This is a genomic window from Bacteroides sp. CAG:633, assembly GCF_000435115.1.
GTDB lineage: Bacteria > Bacteroidota > Bacteroidia > Bacteroidales > Bacteroidaceae > Bacteroides > Bacteroides ndongoniae.
The window spans coordinates 1-17,938 of the sequence record NZ_FR883071.1 but is presented as its reverse complement, the minus strand read 5'-3'; the positions used below and the strand labels follow the sequence as shown (position 1 = coordinate 17,938).

Sequence of the window (17,938 nt, the reverse complement as noted above, 5' to 3'; positions counted from 1 at the left end):
TAAAAGGGGATGTGCAAACACCGCGCATCCCCTTTTACTATTTCTACAGAAGCAGAACAAGCCGGGCACGACTCATCCGCCCTTATACAACAAGACCACATTGGGATAGACCACGCCATCCGTACACGTAAACTGTATGGACAGAATGAAGTGACGGAAGAAATCGGAATGCCGGAAAAAGAAATTGGGCACCAGGCGGACAGATGTTTCTTCCTGCGACATAATCTCCTCCATATCGGCCATCATAAGAAAGTTGTAAACCGGAGCAAGTCCTTCCACACTTGCCTCGTACAGGGGTATTCCCTCCAGCAAGTCGTTCTCCTCCATCGCACAGATATAAGCGGAAAGGCTGCGGGCATCCGGAGCCAGAAGCAGCGAGCCTTTATAGAAACAGGCATATGTATGCAAAGCCGACCCGGCAATGCCGGCCAAGCGGGCAAGCAAGGTGTTACGAGGCAATACATATTGCCGATACGGACGCGCCTGAGGATAAAGCTTGTACTGAGGCGAACTCCATTGGAAAGGAGGAGCGTCTTTCTCGCGCGGAGTGGCATACAACAACGATTGCAGTTTCCGCTCGGCATGAAGCACATCTACAATCGGCACCCTCATTACGGCGCAAGGACGCGTATCGACAGTATCTTTCGGATGGAACAGACAGGAAAGTATGCGGCCACCGCCGTATTCGTTCAGGAAACCGATCCATTCTTCATCACGCGCCTTGATGTAATCCGAATATCCGCTTCCGGCGTATTGCTGCGACTGAACAAAATTCCACACCTCTTGCCCGTCCGAAACGGACCAGAAATCATAAAAGAAAGTAGTTCCGGGAAGCAGCTGCCCGGGGAACAGTTCAATAGGCCTCTGCTTGCGCAACGCGTTGACAAAGGTCAGTGTCGAGTCAGCCCCATGACTCAGTCCCGAACAATAAACAGCATCGTCTTTCAATTTCAGGTCAAATTCTCCCCATCCGCCCAGCTGGGCAGCAGTACGGACAGTATCGGCATCTCCACCCATATCAATGGATTTCATGCGTACGTAAAGTGTGGCGGAAACATTGGCCCGTTTACCCAAATGCATCGACCGGAAAGACGGAAGCTCCATCAGCGAACTCTTGTCTGCAACAGCATCGATAACCTGCTCTATCAGCCGTTTCTGAAAACTGACCACCAGATAATCGGAAGTAAAATAAGCCGCCAGAAAACGCCCGCCCGACATCGGATAGATGGAAATGCTTCTGCCCCGATAATCAGTCTGCTTTGCCGGAAAATGACTGGAAGTATATTTCTGAATGAATGCCTCCACCAGCTTCGAGTCACCAGCACCCAGGCTGCAATACAGCACCTGATTCAATTTATTGTCGGGCTCGTGAAAGCTTATCAGCATCCGGTTCATCTGGGCACTCAGCCCATGAGGCGTATCATCGACAAACGTCTGGAGGTATTTTTTCAGATAAGTAAAAAGGTCGGAAACGTATAAGAAATGTCCCTCTTCGCTACACTGCAATCCGTTGACATCCTGCACAAGTTCTGCCATTCTGTCCGTCTGAAGCACAGCTATCGCATCCTGCGGAACCAATGTGTGAAGATCGAAGTCTTTCTGCCGTTCGACAGTATCCAGCCACAAAAAGGAATACACACCAAAACCTGTGCATACCAGCACTACGGACACTATCACAATTATTCGTATGAGCAGGCGGAACTTCATGGCACACATTCATCTTGTTTTGGCAAAAATAAAAAAAACAACTAACAAAACAAAATAAATGTTGCAAAAGTTTATAAGTCTACTTCCAATCCGTCATAGGCAAAATGTATGTGTGGGGGCAGCTGTTCGCTTATCACACGATGCAAGCCGACATGGTGGCTCATATGAATAAAATAGGTTTCGCGCGCCCCGATACGTTCGGCAGCAGCCAGCGCTTCCGAAATTGTCTGGTGCGTAGGGTGCGGTTGCGGACGCAGCGCATTGATAACCAATACTTCTACGCCTTTCAGTTGCTCGTACGATTCGTCCGGTATGGCAGACATATCGGTGATGTACCCTAAACGTCCTCCAATGCGATAACCCAGGATGGGCAATTTTCCATGCATAACCCGCACCGGCACAACTTCTGTCGTATGAACATAAAACGGTTTTCCGGCTTCCACCTGCTTCAGATAAATACGCGGAATTCCAGGATATTTTTTATCGACAAAGCAATATGGCATACGTGCGCAAAGATGATCGACGATATAGCCGTCCGTATAAACAGGAATTTCACCGAAGCGGCAGAACGGACGCAAGTCATCAAGCCCTCCTACATGGTCGTAATGCTCGTGTGTTATCAGCACCGCATCTATCCTTTCAAAAGGAGATACCCGAAGCATCTGTTCCCTGAAATCAGGCCCACAATCAATCAGAATCACCGCATCATCGGTATGTATCAGAGACGACGCACGCAAACGGTTGTCTCTGGGATCCGTCGAAGTACAAACCGGGCATGTACACCCTACTTCAGGAACTCCCGTCGAAGTTCCACTGCCTAATATCCTTAATTTCACTTTAATACCTTTTAATCAGTTAATCACTTTAACCTATCCGAGCCTATCCGAAACAGTTCAAATCATATTCACCTCCGGATGTATTTCCACGCCAAACTTCTCGCGTACTGCAGCTCGTACTGCATCCGACAAAGCTACAATGTCCGCACCGGTAGCTCCGCCACAGTTGACCAGTACCAGCGCCTGCTTATCGTGCACAGCCGCATTCCCCAAGCTTTTACCTTTCCAATCGCACTGTTCAATCATCCAGCCAGCCGGAATCTTCACATGCGTAGCATCCACCTGATAGGATGGCATGGAAGGATATTCCTGCAACAACGTTTCATATTTTGTACGCGTAACAATCGGATTCATGAAAAAGCTTCCTGCGTTTCCAAGCACTTTCGGATCGGGCAGTTTACTTTCGCGAATGCTCACAATCACCTGTCTGACCGTTGCCAGATCAATTTGGGGATATTTCTCCAGCTCCTGACGAATCGTGCCATAGTTCAACGTGTATTGTTCAGCCTTATTCAAAGCAAAAGTTACATGAGTCACAAAGAAAGATTTCATGTCAGGTCTCTTAAACACACTGTTCCGATAGGCATAACCACACTCTTCAACGCCGAAAACTCGCTTGTCTCCGTGCACATCCACCGTTTCCACACAGCTTATCAGATCTTTCACTTCGACGCCATAGGCACCAATATTCTGTACGGCGCTGGCTCCTACCTCACCGGGTATCAGGGAAAGATTCTCGGCACCATAATATCCGCGCTCTACGCAATAAGCAACAAAATCATCCCAAATGACACCTGCACCTACACGCAGCCATACTTTTTCGGCATCCTGATTCACCAGTTCAATCGATCTGATAGCCGAATGTAATACAGTTCCTTCAAAATCGCCTAAAAACAACAAATTACTGCCGCTCCCGACATGCAAATAAGGAGAGGAAATCTGTCCCTCTGCAATCAAGGCCTTCAATTCTTCCACCGAGGCATATTCAAGCCACCTTCCAGCTTTGACATCAAGACCAAATGTATTAGGTATGTTTCTCCCTTTTTCGAAAATCATATTCCAAAAGCTTAAATACTTGTATCTTCGTACTTATACAATTCCCATTCGCCCTTCTTCTTCCGAAAATAAAACACATTGGAGTAACCATTTCCAATTCCGTTCACCTTGAGAATTTTCGAATCGGACAAATCCTCATTCTTCTGTCCGTAATTGATGTTAGACAACTGATCCGTCGGCAAGGTAGGCCGAAAAGCAAACCACTGGTCTACAGATAATGTTGTTTCCAATATTGAGAATTCGTCGTCCGGATCGATTGTTACAAATCTCAACGGATTACAAATATGCGTCCTCTGATACAAACTATCGGAAGCAAAATGCGCATAAAAATCTACAAAGTTCTGATTTGCATCTTTCTCCATATGCCGCAAATTAATGGCTTCGAGCATCCACATACCTTTTTTACGCTCAAAATAGTATTTCTTCACCATATGTGTCTGCAAGAAAATCCACTCAACTTGCACAGAGGTCAAAGTCGTATCCCCAATCAAGTCCATATCTTCTTCGTTATCGAAAAGCATGGTGTAATAACTTTGACGAGTGAACAAATAATCATGCTTCCACTCTTCCTTTTGGATACGCAAAGGGGTATCAACGTTATAATAAGGCAGGGGGAAAACTGTTCTTTGCCGTTGCAAAGCCTCATCGGAAGCATAATTAAAAATAAAATCATCAAATAGCTCATCTGCCTCCATCGGTTTAGGAGTCTCTGCTTCTGCTATTTGATTCAAGGAATCAGCTTCGCTACCCTGATGCGAAGCTGAATCCACTAAATCTGTTATAGAGGTAAAAGGGTCTATCTTAACTTTCTTATTCCCACAAGAACAGCAAACAGCCAAGATGAAGAACCCTAAAAATATTTTTTTCATCTTTTACGGACCTCAAGGTCACTTTTTAAATTTAGCTCTCAGTTTTTCAAGCATATCAACAGTCATTGACTCAAGATCATATTGAGGCTTCCAGTCCCATTCTTCACGGGCACAAGAATCATCCAACGAATCGGGCCAGCTGTCTGCAATAGCTTGTTTCAGCGGATCAACCTTATATTCCATTTCAAAATCGGGAACATGCTTTTTGATTGCCGCATAAATAATTTCGGGAGAAAAACTCATGGAAGCAACATTAAACGCATTGCGATGTTTCAATCGGGCAGGGTCAGCTTCCATCAACGAAATAGCAGCATTCAATGCATCGGGCATGTACATCATATCCATATATGTACCCTCCTTAATCGGACAAATAAATTTTTCACCCTTCACTGCAGAATAGTAGATATCAACTGCATAATCGGTTGTTCCACCACCCGGAGGAGTCACATTGGAAATGATACCTGGGAAACGAACAGCACGGGTATCTACGCCATATTTCGTGTAATAATAATCACTCAGCAACTCTGTAGTTACTTTCGTAACGCCATACATCGTACGAGGACGCTGAATGGTATCCTGAGGAGTTTTAACATGAGGAGTAGATTCTCCAAACGAACCAATAGAACTTGGAGTAAACACAGCACATCCATACTCGCGTGCAACTTCCAAGACATTCCATAACCCGTCAATGCCGACCTTCCAAGCCATAGCCGGACGACTTTCTGCAACAACAGACAACAATGCAGCCAAGTTGTAAATCGTATCAATCTTAAATTGACGTGCTACCACCTCAATGGATTGACGATCGGTTACGTCAGCTATAGCCGAAGGACCTGACGCCTTTAATTCTCCTTGTGGCATAGCACTTGGGATATATCCGGCCACAACATGGTCATCACCATAACGTTTACGCAACTCTAATGTGAGCTCAGAACCGATCTGCCCGGTAGCTCCAATTACCAAAATATTCTTCATACGACTTATTTATTAAGGTGTTGTTAGTATCGGGAGGCAAATATACGCACTTTTTTTTCATTTTTCTATCAACTTGCTATTGTTTATTTAGAGAAAAATGATGTTCTTTGTAGAGAATGTAACAAAAGAACATATCACCTTAAAAAATAAAATTATGTACGGTACAATGCAAGATTATCTCAGCAAGACACTTGCCGAGATTAAAGAAGCCGGACTCTACAAAGAAGAACGGCTCATCGAAAGCCCCCAACAGGCTGCCATCACAGTAAAAGGAAAAGAAGTTCTGAACTTCTGCGCCAACAATTACCTCGGATTGTCCAACAATCCTCGCCTGATTGCCGCAGCTCAGCAGATGATGGATCGCCGCGGATACGGTATGTCGTCTGTACGCTTCATCTGTGGAACACAAGATATTCATAAAGAACTAGAAGCCGCCATTTCCGATTACTTCCACACCGAAGACACAATCCTGTATGCCGCCTGCTTCGATGCCAACGGCGGTGTCTTCGAACCACTCTTTACCGAAGAAGATGCCATCATCTCCGATTCATTAAACCACGCTTCCATCATCGACGGTGTGCGCTTGTGCAAAGCTAAACGCTACCGTTATGCTAACGCCAACATGGAAGAACTGGAGAAGTGCCTGCAAGAAGCTCAAGCTCAACGTTTCCGCATCGTAGTTACCGACGGAGTATTCTCGATGGATGGCAACGTTGCCCCAATGGATAAGATCTGTGATCTTGCCGAGAAATACGATGCTCTTGTTATGGTCGACGAATCTCACTCAGCCGGAGTAGTAGGAGCAACCGGACACGGTGTCAGCGAATTGTACAACACTTATGGCCGGGTAGATATTTATACCGGAACATTAGGAAAAGCGTTTGGCGGTGCTATGGGTGGCTTTACTACCGGACGCAAAGAAATCATCGACCTGCTTCGTCAGCGTAGTCGTCCTTACCTGTTCTCTAATTCTGTAGCTCCTGCCGTAATCGGCGCCAGTCTGGAAGTTTTCAAAATGCTGAAAGAGAGCAACGCATTGCATGATAAACTGGTAGAAAATGTCAATTACTTCAGAGACAAAATGACCGCTGCCGGATTCGACATCAAGCCGACTCAAAGTGCAATCTGTGCCGTAATGCTCTATGATGCCAAGTTATCGCAAATCTATGCAGCACGCATGCAAGAAGAAGGTATCTATGTAACAGGTTTCTATTATCCCGTAGTGCCTAAAGGCCAGGCTCGTATTCGTGTACAGATTTCTGCAGGTCACGAAAAAGAACATTTGGACAAATGCATCGAGGCATTCATAAAAGTAGGAAAAGAACTTAATGTACTGAAATAATATTCAGCGTCCATAAGTAAAACAAAGAAGCGGTAAAGATTGCTCAATAAATCAGCAACTTTACCGCTTCTATTATATTTGTGTATACAATCGCTTACTTGCGTTCTCCCAGCTTAGAGTCGATGAAGAAAATACCAGCAGCACCAGCCTTCTTTATCATATCCACCACACCAGCAGCTGTAGCCTCTTCCTCAACTTGCTCGCGTACAAATCCCCACAAGAAGTCCTGAGAAGCCTTGTCTTTTTCGGCCGCAGCAACATCAACAAGTGCATCAATCATCTTTGATACACGGCATTCGTGTTCATAAACCTGCTCGAAGACTTCCAATGGAGTACCAAAATCATTCGGAACAACATCAATCTTGTCCAACGCAGCCTTTCCACCACGCTTAATAATATAAGAAGCCAGTTCACATGCATGTGAGTGCTCTTCAAATGATTGTTTTTTCAGCCAAGAAGCCATTCCACAATAGCCTTCCTTTTCCATATAGAAAGACATTGCTAAATACAGGTTAGAAGACCACATTTCAGCAGTAATCTGCTCATTGATTGCGTTTTGTAATTTTTCTGTTATCATAATTATGAGTTATTTAATAGTTTATATTTGTAATGATTACAAATATAACAACAACACAGTCAAATTGTTCTTCCAATAACATTTTTTATACAAAAAAACTATATTCATCAGAAGTATAGCTTTGCGGCAATTCACGGCAATTGTAACTGGAAGCCATAATTTCCCCGTAAGCACCAGCCGAACGTAGAGCAATCAGATCGCCGCGCCTTACCTTATTTAAATCAATGGCCTTACCAAACACATCCGAAGATTCACAAATAGGTCCAACTACGTCATAAGTTTCAGGAGCCTCATCAGAAGTTATATTTTCAATCTTATGATATGCCTGATAAAGAGCAGGACGAATAAGATCGGTCATACCGGCATCCAGAATGGCAAACTGTTTATTAGTACCCTGTTTTACATATAATACTTTTGATATCAGCGAACCACACTGCGCAACGACTGAGCGGCCTAATTCGAAATGCAAAGTCTGATAAGAACGCAACTTCAGGCAATTATCATAAGTTTCAAAATAACTTTTGAAATCGGGAACAGCCTGACGGTTCGGATGTGCATAATCAATGCCCAGTCCTCCCCCAACATTTACATATTCAATACGAATGTGCCGCGCCTCCAGCTTATCCTGCAACTCATTTACACGATTACAAAGTGCAGCAAAGTCACCCATATCCAAAATTTGTGAACCAATATGAAAATGCAAACCAATAAACTTCACGTTTTTCAAATCTTGCGCCAAGTCTATTACACGGTCCATATCAGCCATATTAATACCAAACTTGTTCTCTGCCAGCCCAGTCGTGATATTGGCATGTGTATGAGCACCCACATCAGGATTAATCCGGAAAGCAACATTAGCCACCTTCCCTTTTGCTGCAGCCAGTTCATTAATGATCTCCAATTCGGGAATAGATTCCACATTAAAACAAAATATGTTATAATCCAATCCCAGATTGATTTCCCAATCTGCCTTACCTACACCAGCATAAACAATCTTATCAGCAGGGAAACCAGCCTTAATAGCTGCACGTATTTCACCCCCACTCACACAATCAGCTCCCAATCCACTCTCACGAATGATAGTCAGCAACTTAGGATTTGCATTGGCTTTTACAGCATAATGAACAAAATAATTATCATACTTTGCTAATTCTCGGCGAATACAGTCCAACGTATCACGCAGGATCTTCGTATCATAATAATAAAATGGAGTCCGCAATTCGCGAAACTTGTCAACAGGAAATACACCTTTCATAAATCAAAACTTTGTTCAGTTAAATATAAAAAACGCGAATCATATAAACCGCACAGTATGTTCTAAACAAAAACATTCCCCGTGCAGTTCATATAATGCGCGTTTCATATCAAATGGTTATACCAGATTTTTATTCGTTGAACAACATATCGCTGAGCGATTGCAACGCCTGCTTCTTATCACACTCACGAATAAGGAAAGAAATATTATAATTACTTCCTCCAAAAGAAATCATACGAACAGGAATATCACGCATAGCGTCAAGAGCCTTTGCTTCAAAGCCCACATTCTCCCATTCCAAATCGCCTACAACGCAGATAATACACATATCCTTGTCTACAGTGACCGTACCATATTTCTTCAGATCATCCAAAATCTCATTCAGATGTTTCGTATTGTCAATAGATACAGAAACTCCGACTTCAGAAGTACAGATCATATCGATAGAAGTCTGATAGCTTTCAAAAATCTCAAATACCTTACGCAAGAAACCGTAAGCCAGCAACATACGGCTTGACTTAATTTTGATTGCCGTGATATTATCCTTGGCTGCAACAGCCTTAATCTTACCTTTCTCAGTATCATTGGAAATCAAAGTACCAGGAGCTGTAGGATCCATAGTGTTCAGCAAACGCACCGGAATATTGGCATACTTGGCAGGCTGAATACAAGTAGGATGCAATATCTTAGCACCGAAGTAAGCCAACTCTGCTGCTTCTTCAAAATGCAAATGACGCACCGGTGAAGTCTTGTCTACAATACGCGGATCATTGTTGTGCATTCCGTCAATATCTGTCCAGATCTGTATTTCATCTGCATTGACAGCTGCACCGATCAACGAAGCTGTATAGTCACTTCCTCCTCGCTGCAAATTATCAATCTCGCCATATGCATTGCGGCAGATGAAGCCTTGCGTAATATAAATCTCTGCATCAGGATACAACTCCAACTGCATCTGCAATTTCTCCTTTATATAAACAGGATCGGGTTCCGCATTTTTGTCCGTACGCATAAACTCCAAAGCCGGAAGCAAAACAGACTTCACTCCGCATTCCTGAAGGTAATAATTCATCATGGATGTAGAAATCAGTTCCCCCTGTGCCAAAACTACTTTTTCCTCGAATAAAGTAAAAAGATCCTTTGTATAAGAACGGATATAATCAAAATGAGATTTGATTAGTTCCAAGCCTTTTTGCTTATACTCAGAAGTAGCATAAAGTTCATCAATGTGCTGGCGATATTTCGACTCCAGTCTATTGATAATCTCATTAGCACCCTCCGGATTCTTTTTATACAGATAATCCGAAATTTCCACTAATGTGTTTGTGGTACCCGACATGGCTGAAAGGACCACAATCTTACGTTCACCATCGGTAATCAATTTGGCCACTTCTTTCATCCGTTGAGCCGAGCCTACTGAAGTACCTCCAAACTTTAATACTTTCATTTTCGTTCTTATATTTATTAGTTTATTGTTACAAGTCGCAAGGCAAACACCTACAACTTCTTATTTTACATATTTATTCTTTTTCTGTCACTTCCTGAATACGATGATCGGAACAGCGGTATATTCTTCCTGCAAATTCACGCAACAGCTGCAAGTTGTGCGTCGTCATAACAACCAATGCTCCCTGTTCACTCAAACCATGCAACAGATTCACAATAGCATGTCCGGTCTCCACATCCAGATTTCCGGTTGGTTCATCGGCCAAGATAATTTCCGGAGAATTCAGAACCGCGCGCGCTATCACAATGCGCTGCTGTTCACCGCCAGATAATTCATTCGGGAATTTATATCCTTTGTTTCCCATTCCTACCAGTTCCAGAACCTCAGCTATACGTTCCTTAATCTCAGCCTTGTTCTTCCAACCGGTGGCACGAAGCACAAACTCCAGATTATCATTTACGGTACGGTCAATGAGCAGCTGGAAGTCCTGAAACACAATGCCCAGTTTCCGACGTAACTGCGGGATATGTTTCCGCTTTATGTGCCTCATATCATACCCCAACACTTCCGCTTCACCGGCAGCAATATCCAGCTCACCATAAAATGTCTTCAGCAAACTGGTCTTTCCCGAGCCTACCTTTCCTATCAGGAAAATAAATTCTCCCCTTCGGAACTGCAAATTTACATCATTCAGTATGCTCAGTTCTTGCTGACGTATTTCTACATTTTCATATTTTATCAAGACATCCTCCATATGTACTGCAAGTCATCAACCTATGCCGGTTTCTCCTATCAATGTTTTTTCCACGTCGAACTGTGACGTTCCTGCAATTCGCGTGCCAGGTCTTCAATGCGGTATCCCTTCGACGTCAACAGTACAATCAGGTGATACAACAAATCAGCTCCTTCGTAAATCAGTCTCTCGTCTGTTCCGTTACAGGCTTCAATCACCGTTTCAACAGCTTCCTCGCCTACCTTTTGTGCCATTTTATTCACTCCAGAACGAAACAGGCTGGTCGTATACGAACCCTCAGGCATTTCTTCGTGACGTTTGTCTATAAAATCCTGCAATGACTTCAGAAACATAACAGGCTCTTCATTTTTCTCACCCCAGCAAGTATCTGTTCCAAGATGACACACCGGTCCCACCGGATGAACCTGAATCAACAATGTATCTTTATCGCAATCTTCCTTCATAGAAACTACATTCAGGAAATTGCCACTTTCTTCACCTTTTGTCCACAAACGGTTCTTTGTCCGGCTGAAAAAGGTCACTTTTCCGGTCTCCACCGTTTTATCATAAGCTTCTTTGTTCATAAAGCCCAACATCAGGACTTTAGCAGTATCTGCATCCTGTATAATAGCTGGAACAAGTCCATTCATCTTATCAAAATCCATTTCCATTCAAAAATTAGTTATTTTACAGATCAACTTAACGTCTCATTGCAATACCTTGGGCACAAAGATACGATTTTAATTCGGGAATTTTTATTTCTCCGAAATGAAAAACACTGGCAGCCAACGCAGCGTCGGCTTTTCCCTGCATAAAAACGTCTCTGAAATGCTCTTTTTTTCCTGCTCCACCAGATGCGATAACCGGTATGGACAAGGTTTCCGACATCGCCGAAAGTGCCTCATTGGCATACCCGTTTTTCACACCATCGTGATCCATACTGGTAAACAAGACTTCTCCTGCTCCCCGTTCCTGAGCTTCTTTCACCCAAGCAAACAGTTCTTTGTCAGTTTCCACCCGTCCACCATTAAGATAACACCACCATCCTTTATCCGACAGTTTGGCGTCAACAGCCAGCACACACACCTGCGAACCGAAATGCTTGGCTATCTCGTCTATCAGTTCAGGCCGACGGATAGCTGCCGAATTAACAGATATCTTATCAGCACCTGCACTCAACAACCGGTCTACGTCACTCAATTCGTGAATTCCCCCACCAACCGTAAAAGGTATGCTGATATTGGCAGCGATACGTTTCACCAATTCAACAAAAGTCTTACGACCTTCAAAACTGGCTGTAATATCCAAAAAGACTAATTCGTCCGCTCCCTGTTCACTGTAGGCACGAGCCAGTTCAACAGGATCGCCCGCCTGACGCAGATTCACAAAATTCGTGCCTTTTACGGTTTGTCCATTCTTGATGTCAAGACAAGGTATTATTCTTTTCGCTAACACAATTCTATTATTTATTATTTCATCATTCTTTATCTTCTCATGCACCTGTCAGTTGCTGTCGGGCATCATTCAGGCAAGTTTCTTCTCCAACTCTTTCAACGTAATACGTCCCTCGTACAATGCTTTTCCAAAAATAACCGCCGGGACTCCCGCCAACTCCAGCATTTCAATATCGCCCATACTTCCCACGCCTCCACTGGCTATCAGATAAAGTTCCGGAAATTCCGCCAGTATCTTTTTATAGAGCGCAACGGCAGGTCCTTGCAACATACCGTCACAACCAATATCCGTACAGATCACCTTCGTAACTCCCCGAGCATGATAGTCCTTCAGAAAAGGAAACAGCTTCCAGACACTCTCTTCCTTCCATCCACCGACAGCCACCTTCTCATCCTTCACATCAGCTCCCAATATTATTTTCTCCTGTCCATACAAGTCCAGCCAATGGCAAAACATATCCGGATTGGTCACCGCAATACTTCCACCCGTAACCATCCGCGCACCACTTTCGAAAGCAATTCTCAAGTCTTCATCGCTCTTCACTCCACCTCCAAAATCAATCACCAATGCAGTGCCTGAAGCAATCCGCTGCAACGTACGATAGTTGACTACATGATGAGAAGCTGCTCCATCCAAATCGACGACATGCAGACGTCTGATGCCATGAGCCTCCAACTCTTTCGCCACCTCCAACGGATCGTCATTATACACCTTCTTGCTATTGTAATCGCCTTGCGAAAGCCGCACACACTTTCCATCAATTATATCAATGGCCGGAATAAGTTCTATCATATTAAGGAATATACTATTATTATATATACTGTTACAATGCCAAAAAATTACTCAGAATACGTTCGCCGACACTACCGCTTTTCTCCGGGTGAAACTGGGTGGCATAAAAATTGTCCTTATGCAAAGCAGCACTGAACGGATGGATATAATCCGTCACAGCAGCCGTACAATCATTAACCGGTACATAGTAACTATGTACAAAGTATACGTATTCTTCTTTGGTAAAGCCCTCAAACAGACCACTACATGTCTGCCCTATCGTGTTCCAGCCCATATGCGGCACCTTATCCTCATGCTTCAATGGCACAAAGCGCTTCACTTCCGTGTCGAAAATACCCAGGCAATCTACATCACCTTCTTCCGAATGCCTGCACATCAACTGCATACCCAAACAGATACCCAGCAAAGGCCGATTAAGTTCTTTTATCAACCGGTCCATCCCACACGAACACAGAAAACGCATGGTCGTTTCAGCTTCTCCTACACCCGGAAAGATAATTTTATCCGCACTAAGCAATTCCTCCTTATCGGCTGTTATAACAGGAGTCACCCCAAGACGCCTCAACGCATAATCCACAGAACAAATGTTGCCTGCATTATATTTGATTATTGCCACTTTCATATCAACCTGCCTTTTATTTATTCTATAAAGTGTAGCACATTAATAAAATCAGCTAAATATAACCGTTTTATTTTTATAAGTCAGCACCTTTCTTTCGATATGTTTCTGAACAGCTCGCGAAAGAACTATTTTTTCCAGATCCTTACCTTTGTTCACCAAATCATTCACCGTATCTTTATGCGAGATACGCACCACATCCTGTTCGATAATAGGACCAGCATCCAGTTCGGTAGTCACATAGTGACTGGTAGCTCCTATAATTTTCACGCCACGTTCGAAAGCGGCGTGATAGGGCTTTGCCCCCACAAAAGCCGGCAGAAAAGAATGGTGAATATTAATAATGCGGTTCGGATACGCATTTATCAAATGCTCGGAAACAACCTGCATATAACGCGCCAGTACGATAAAGTTCACTTTATGCTTGGCAAGCACCTCCATCTCTCTTCTTTCCTGTTCCTGCTTGTTTTCTTTGGTAATAGGGAAAAGATAAAAAGGAATGCCAAACCTTTCTGCCACATGTTGCAAATCAGGATGATTACTTATGATAAGAGAAACCTCTACATTCCACTCCCCTGCCGTATAACGTGCCAGCAAGTCAAACAAGCAGTGCGACATTTTAGACACAAAAATAGCCATCCTCGGTTTCACATCCGAGAAATACAAGCGAAAGTACATTCCGTATTTCTGTGCATATAACGTTTCAAAATAATCCTCTATTTTTTCCTGAGGAATCAAAAAATCTTTCAATTCCCACTCTATCCGCATAAAAAAGATATTCTCCACATGATCTACATGCTGGTCCAGATAGATAATATTGCCCTTGTTTACCGTTATAAAGTCTGTTACTTCTGCCAGAATTCCAGGTCTGTCAGGGCAATACAGCAACAATTTGGCTGTTTTCATCATACCAAAATACTTTTATTTACTACATCTTTATATTAGTCTCATTTTTAGGAAGGCAAAAATAACCATTTATTGCTAAATAACGAATTTTTCAAGCAATAAGTTTTAAAATCATCTTTTAAAGTTCCGTTTTCCTAATAAAACAAGGCTATAACTTTCTCTATCGTTATTTCACAGTCAGTCTGGAACCATATTTCTACCCAACTACCCATTCCTACTATATAAGTTCAATAATCACATGAGCCCCGCTACACATCGGATATTCTCCCTCACAAACCTGGTATCCAAGCCCTCTAAAACAATGCAAATCCCCCCCCGACGACCCATATTTGCGACAAAACAGATAGAAAAATGAGATTTTATACAAGAAAAAATCAGAATGCTATTGCAGATTCAAAATAAATGTCTACCTTTGCAACCGCAATCGAGAGAGATAGCAACAAAACAATGAAACAATGGTGCGTTAGTTCAGCTGGTTAGAATACATGCCTGTCACGCATGGGGTCACGGGTTCGAGTCCCGTACGCACCGCAAAAAGCTCTGATTCGAAATGAATCAGAGTTTTTTTGTTACCCACTTTTCATAAACCCATTCTTCCTTTCCACTAAAAAAACATCTTGGACTATTAAGCCGTTTTTCCCACCCAGTTAGAGAAAAAAATTTCCCCAACTGGGAAAATATTTTTTCCTAGTTAGGGAAATATCTGCATGAAATTCTTCTAATTACTAGAAGACCTCCAAGAATCCATCATTTCAACTTGCCATACTCCTCATCCGACACCGGCTCCAACCATTCGTTCGAAGTATTTTCTCCAGCCACCTCAAAAGCCAGATGAGCAAACCAACTGTCAGCAGCCGCTCCATGCCAGTGCTTGACATTCGCCGGTATATGGATTACGGTACCGGGCAAGATTTCAACTGCAGGTTTTCCTTCTTCCTGATACCAGCCACGGCCTGCCACTCCAATCAGCATCTGTCCACCTCCCTTTGTTGCGCGATGAACATGCCAATTATTCCGGCATCCAGGCTCAAAGGTTACATTAGAAACCGGAACCTGCTCTTTCGAGACAGGAGCCAAATAACTATTTCCTATAAAATACTGAGCATACGCCGTATTAGGTTCGCCTATCGGAAAAATCATTTCACGCTGGAAAGCAGACTTCGCATCTGTTCCGGCAACATCCTCCGTCCAAACATCCTTGGCCAGTCTAAAAGCCGCCCATACCTTTGGCCAACCCGCATAGAACCCCATATGCGTAAGAATCTCAGCAATCTCAGTACGAGTAATACCATTCTGTTTGGCCGACTGAAGATGATAAATCAATGAACTGTCAGTAATTCCCTGACTGATCAAGGCAGTGATAGTCACCAGACTGCGGTCGCGCAGTCCCAACTTGTCCGTACGGCTCCACACCTCACCAAAAAGGACATCATCATTCAATTCTGCAAATTTAGGAGCAAACTCTCCCAGCTGATCTCTTCCAGCAGTCTGTTTAATTGTTTTCTGTGCCATAATAATTGTACTGTTTATTACCAATGCGCTAAATACTAAAATCAGTTTAAATCTCATAACTCCACCATTTTAATCGGTTAGCAATTTGTTTTCACTACAAAAGTAGACCTTATTCCGCTCCCATGCTGTATACCTTTTACTGAGATTTATACCCAAATCATTGATATCCGTTAAATTGCTCAAATTTTGCAGAAAGAAGCAGCCAAATGTATTTTTCTTGCCCCCCCTTTCCATGTTTATATGCTATATTTGTTCACTGTTTAATACATAAATCAATATGAGAATTATAAATAGACTTTCGTTTCTCCTTATCGCCTTTTTATTGGCATACAATTCTACTTATTCTCAAACACAGGCAGATGTGAGAATGGGCGAAATTCTGAATAACGGCGATTTGTTTCAATTAAGAAAAGAATATCCGAATCTAAGAGACTCTGTGAGTATCAAAATGCTTAATCTGATAGCTGATGCACAATTAGGCATTGGATTTAATAAGCCGGAAAGTGCCGCCGTTGCCCTTGACAGCCTGTTGCTCCATCACCAAAATGAAATGGGGGCAGAAACCTCAATAGGCATGGCTGCTTTGCAAGGCATGAACTTTTTAAATCTGGGCATGTACGAGCAAGCAGGAGAAGTTGGAGAAAATTTGGTGAATGCACTCAAAAACTCCGTCCCGTTTGAAGCCCTTTACAGTTTTGTGTTTATAGAGAAAATAGGCAAAGCACTTGCCAATATGCCCAAACCATATCTTGAACGCCCCAACCAAGATGTTACAGTACCGTTAAGCGTGGAAACAGTAGGAAGAGGCAAACATATTTATATACCTGTAGAAGTAAACGGCGTAACGAAAAACTATATTTTCGACACAGGTTGTTCTTTTGGCAATTTCGTTTCAGAAAAATATGCAGAAGAAGCCGGTCTAAAAATTGTAGCAGATTCGATTCCGGTATCAGGCATGGAGATAGGGTTTGTAAAACTTGCTAAGGCAGATTCTATGAAAATTGGAGAGATGATATATCACAACCCTGTTTTTATGGTTGCACCTCCTGACAATGAACTCGATTCGATATTTGCATTTGACGGAGTACTTGGCTACCACTTTATCAGAGATGCAAAGGAAATCATCATAGACAATGAAGCCGGAAGATTCGTTTTCCCACAAAAAGCATCTGCAGGAGAACCCAATATGTACCTGTCATCAAATACACCCCAAGTGAGAATCAACTATAACGGACAGCCGTTTGATTTGATATTTGATACCGGAAATGTAAAGTCCGATTTGGGGAACAAATTTGCAAAAACATTCCCCGATGCCATTGACGGACTCACAGAACAGTCCACTTCCCGTGGAGGTTTTGGCGGAATATCGCAGATAAAAGCAGTAACATTGCCAGAATTCTGTTTCGAGGCGGCAGGTGCTACCGTAACATTGCATAATACAGAAGTCATTAAGAATACAGAAAACGACAGCCAGTTGTTTTCTGGTTCATTGGGAGCAGATTTCGTATTATCATTCAAACGGCTGGTGATTAACTATCAGAATATGTTTATACGAGGAGAATCATATTGAAGTCACAACAAGAGAGATTGAATAAAATAGGATATTATAATCAATATAGTATCCTATTTTATTTTTGCTTCTTAACGCCACAAAAGACATTTAAGCATCAACAAACAACAAATCAAGTATTTACCCCCAAAATCGTTACAGAAGATTTTCCCAATTTTTCAGTAACGATTTAGTAACGAAAGCATGTCAGAAGTGGCCATTTTAATGTCTTTCGGTTGTCCATCGGCTAAATAGAAAAAGTCCCGTAAAACGTTGATTTTACGGGACTTGTCTTAATTTGACTACCT

Annotated in this window: 17 protein-coding genes and 1 tRNA gene; 3 read left to right on the top strand and 15 right to left on the bottom strand. The window is 42.8% G+C overall.

Going from position 1 to position 17,938, the window contains the following annotated elements:
* Positions 1-72 precede the first annotated feature (72 nt).
* From QVP67_RS08080 to QVP67_RS08060, 5 genes are all read right to left on the bottom strand, one after another.
* The gene (locus QVP67_RS08080) at positions 73-1,707 is read right to left on the bottom strand and encodes a DUF3352 domain-containing protein (RefSeq protein ID WP_022163060.1); all 1,635 of its coding nucleotides are present in this window, start codon (positions 1,705-1,707) and stop codon (positions 73-75) included.
* Between the two features lie 71 nt (positions 1,708-1,778).
* On the bottom strand, positions 1,779-2,543 hold the full coding sequence (locus QVP67_RS08075; RefSeq protein WP_022163059.1) for an MBL fold metallo-hydrolase: 765 nt from the start codon (positions 2,541-2,543) through the stop codon (positions 1,779-1,781).
* A 57-nt stretch (positions 2,544-2,600) separates the two neighbouring features.
* Entirely contained in the window at positions 2,601-3,599 is a 999-nt protein-coding gene (murB, locus tag QVP67_RS08070; RefSeq protein ID WP_022163058.1) for a UDP-N-acetylmuramate dehydrogenase, read from the bottom strand.
* An 11-nt stretch (positions 3,600-3,610) separates the two neighbouring features.
* A complete protein-coding gene (locus QVP67_RS08065; RefSeq protein WP_022163057.1) occupies positions 3,611-4,468 on the bottom strand; it encodes a DUF4348 domain-containing protein in 858 nt (285 codons plus the stop codon).
* Between the two features lie 18 nt (positions 4,469-4,486).
* On the bottom strand, positions 4,487-5,443 hold the full coding sequence (locus QVP67_RS08060; protein WP_022163056.1) for an NAD-dependent epimerase/dehydratase family protein: 957 nt from the start codon (positions 5,441-5,443) through the stop codon (positions 4,487-4,489).
* Between the two features lie 154 nt (positions 5,444-5,597).
* Between QVP67_RS08060 and kbl the strand changes: the two genes are divergently transcribed.
* The gene (gene kbl, locus QVP67_RS08055; protein WP_022163055.1) at positions 5,598-6,785 is read left to right on the top strand and encodes a glycine C-acetyltransferase; all 1,188 of its coding nucleotides are present in this window, start codon (positions 5,598-5,600) and stop codon (positions 6,783-6,785) included.
* A gap of 94 nt (positions 6,786-6,879) precedes the next feature.
* Here the strand turns inward: kbl and QVP67_RS08050 are convergent, their stop codons facing one another.
* The 9 genes from QVP67_RS08050 to purU all read right to left on the bottom strand — a co-directional run bounded on the left by QVP67_RS08050 (position 6,880) and on the right by purU (position 14,572).
* Positions 6,880-7,362 carry a ferritin gene (locus tag QVP67_RS08050; RefSeq protein ID WP_022163054.1) on the bottom strand — a complete coding sequence of 161 codons (483 nt, stop codon included), beginning with the start codon at positions 7,360-7,362 and terminating at the stop codon, positions 6,880-6,882.
* An 85-nt stretch (positions 7,363-7,447) separates the two neighbouring features.
* Positions 7,448-8,617 carry a diaminopimelate decarboxylase gene (gene lysA / locus QVP67_RS08045; protein ID WP_022163053.1) on the bottom strand — a complete coding sequence of 390 codons (1,170 nt, stop codon included), beginning with the start codon at positions 8,615-8,617 and terminating at the stop codon, positions 7,448-7,450.
* A 130-nt stretch (positions 8,618-8,747) separates the two neighbouring features.
* Positions 8,748-10,064 carry an aspartate kinase gene (locus QVP67_RS08040; RefSeq protein ID WP_022163052.1) on the bottom strand — a complete coding sequence of 439 codons (1,317 nt, stop codon included), beginning with the start codon at positions 10,062-10,064 and terminating at the stop codon, positions 8,748-8,750.
* 73 nt (positions 10,065-10,137) lie between these two features.
* Positions 10,138-10,818 carry a cell division ATP-binding protein FtsE gene (locus QVP67_RS08035; protein WP_022163051.1) on the bottom strand — a complete coding sequence of 227 codons (681 nt, stop codon included), beginning with the start codon at positions 10,816-10,818 and terminating at the stop codon, positions 10,138-10,140.
* 38 nt (positions 10,819-10,856) lie between these two features.
* Positions 10,857-11,468, bottom strand: coding sequence for a bifunctional phosphoribosyl-AMP cyclohydrolase/phosphoribosyl-ATP diphosphatase HisIE (hisIE, locus tag QVP67_RS08030; RefSeq protein ID WP_022163050.1), 612 nt, complete (start codon positions 11,466-11,468; stop codon positions 10,857-10,859).
* A gap of 28 nt (positions 11,469-11,496) precedes the next feature.
* Positions 11,497-12,252, bottom strand: coding sequence for an imidazole glycerol phosphate synthase subunit HisF (hisF, locus tag QVP67_RS08025; protein WP_022163049.1), 756 nt, complete (start codon positions 12,250-12,252; stop codon positions 11,497-11,499).
* Between the two features lie 69 nt (positions 12,253-12,321).
* Positions 12,322-13,044, bottom strand: coding sequence for a 1-(5-phosphoribosyl)-5-[(5-phosphoribosylamino)methylideneamino]imidazole-4-carboxamide isomerase (gene hisA / locus QVP67_RS08020; RefSeq protein WP_022163048.1), 723 nt, complete (start codon positions 13,042-13,044; stop codon positions 12,322-12,324).
* Between the two features lie 31 nt (positions 13,045-13,075).
* Complete coding sequence (gene hisH / locus QVP67_RS08015; RefSeq protein WP_022163047.1) at positions 13,076-13,666, bottom strand: imidazole glycerol phosphate synthase subunit HisH; 591 nt, start codon at positions 13,664-13,666, stop codon at positions 13,076-13,078.
* A 48-nt stretch (positions 13,667-13,714) separates the two neighbouring features.
* Positions 13,715-14,572 (bottom strand): formyltetrahydrofolate deformylase, encoded by an 858-nt coding sequence (purU, locus tag QVP67_RS08010; RefSeq protein ID WP_022163046.1) that lies wholly within the window; start codon positions 14,570-14,572, stop codon positions 13,715-13,717.
* Positions 14,573-15,026: 454 nt separating this feature from the next.
* Between purU and QVP67_RS08005 the strand changes: the two genes are divergently transcribed.
* A tRNA-Asp gene (locus tag QVP67_RS08005) sits at positions 15,027-15,100 on the top strand.
* A 216-nt stretch (positions 15,101-15,316) separates the two neighbouring features.
* Here QVP67_RS08005 and QVP67_RS08000 read toward each other — a convergent pair.
* Positions 15,317-16,138, bottom strand: a complete 822-nt coding sequence (locus QVP67_RS08000; protein WP_022163045.1) for a carboxymuconolactone decarboxylase family protein — start codon at positions 16,136-16,138, stop codon at positions 15,317-15,319.
* Positions 16,139-16,358: 220 nt separating this feature from the next.
* Here QVP67_RS08000 and QVP67_RS07995 point away from each other — a divergent pair, with 220 nt between their 5' ends.
* Entirely contained in the window at positions 16,359-17,651 is a 1,293-nt protein-coding gene (locus QVP67_RS07995; RefSeq protein ID WP_022163043.1) for a retropepsin-like aspartic protease, read from the top strand.
* The last annotated feature ends 287 nt before the right edge of the window (positions 17,652-17,938 follow it).

Excerpts from the sequence above, each read along its gene's own strand:
- QVP67_RS08080 (WP_022163060.1), bottom strand. The coding sequence starts at position 1,707 with ATGAAGTTCCGCCTGCTCATACGAATAATTGTGATAGTGTCCGTAGTG.
- murB (WP_022163058.1), bottom strand. The coding sequence starts at position 3,599 with ATGATTTTCGAAAAAGGGAGAAACATACCTAATACATTTGGTCTTGAT.
- QVP67_RS08065 (WP_022163057.1), bottom strand. The coding sequence starts at position 4,468 with ATGAAAAAAATATTTTTAGGGTTCTTCATCTTGGCTGTTTGCTGTTCT.
- QVP67_RS08060 (WP_022163056.1), bottom strand. The coding sequence starts at position 5,443 with ATGAAGAATATTTTGGTAATTGGAGCTACCGGGCAGATCGGTTCTGAG.
- kbl (WP_022163055.1), top strand. The coding sequence starts at position 5,598 with ATGTACGGTACAATGCAAGATTATCTCAGCAAGACACTTGCCGAGATT.
- QVP67_RS08050 (WP_022163054.1), bottom strand. The coding sequence starts at position 7,362 with ATGATAACAGAAAAATTACAAAACGCAATCAATGAGCAGATTACTGCT.
- lysA (WP_022163053.1), bottom strand. The coding sequence starts at position 8,617 with ATGAAAGGTGTATTTCCTGTTGACAAGTTTCGCGAATTGCGGACTCCA.
- QVP67_RS08040 (WP_022163052.1), bottom strand. The coding sequence starts at position 10,064 with ATGAAAGTATTAAAGTTTGGAGGTACTTCAGTAGGCTCGGCTCAACGG.
- QVP67_RS08035 (WP_022163051.1), bottom strand. The coding sequence starts at position 10,818 with ATGGAGGATGTCTTGATAAAATATGAAAATGTAGAAATACGTCAGCAA.
- hisIE (WP_022163050.1), bottom strand. The coding sequence starts at position 11,468 with ATGGAAATGGATTTTGATAAGATGAATGGACTTGTTCCAGCTATTATA.
- hisA (WP_022163048.1), bottom strand. The coding sequence starts at position 13,044 with ATGATAGAACTTATTCCGGCCATTGATATAATTGATGGAAAGTGTGTG.
- hisH (WP_022163047.1), bottom strand. The coding sequence starts at position 13,666 with ATGAAAGTGGCAATAATCAAATATAATGCAGGCAACATTTGTTCTGTG.
- purU (WP_022163046.1), bottom strand. The coding sequence starts at position 14,572 with ATGATGAAAACAGCCAAATTGTTGCTGTATTGCCCTGACAGACCTGGA.
- QVP67_RS08000 (WP_022163045.1), bottom strand. The coding sequence starts at position 16,138 with ATGAGATTTAAACTGATTTTAGTATTTAGCGCATTGGTAATAAACAGT.
- QVP67_RS07995 (WP_022163043.1), top strand. The coding sequence starts at position 16,359 with ATGAGAATTATAAATAGACTTTCGTTTCTCCTTATCGCCTTTTTATTG.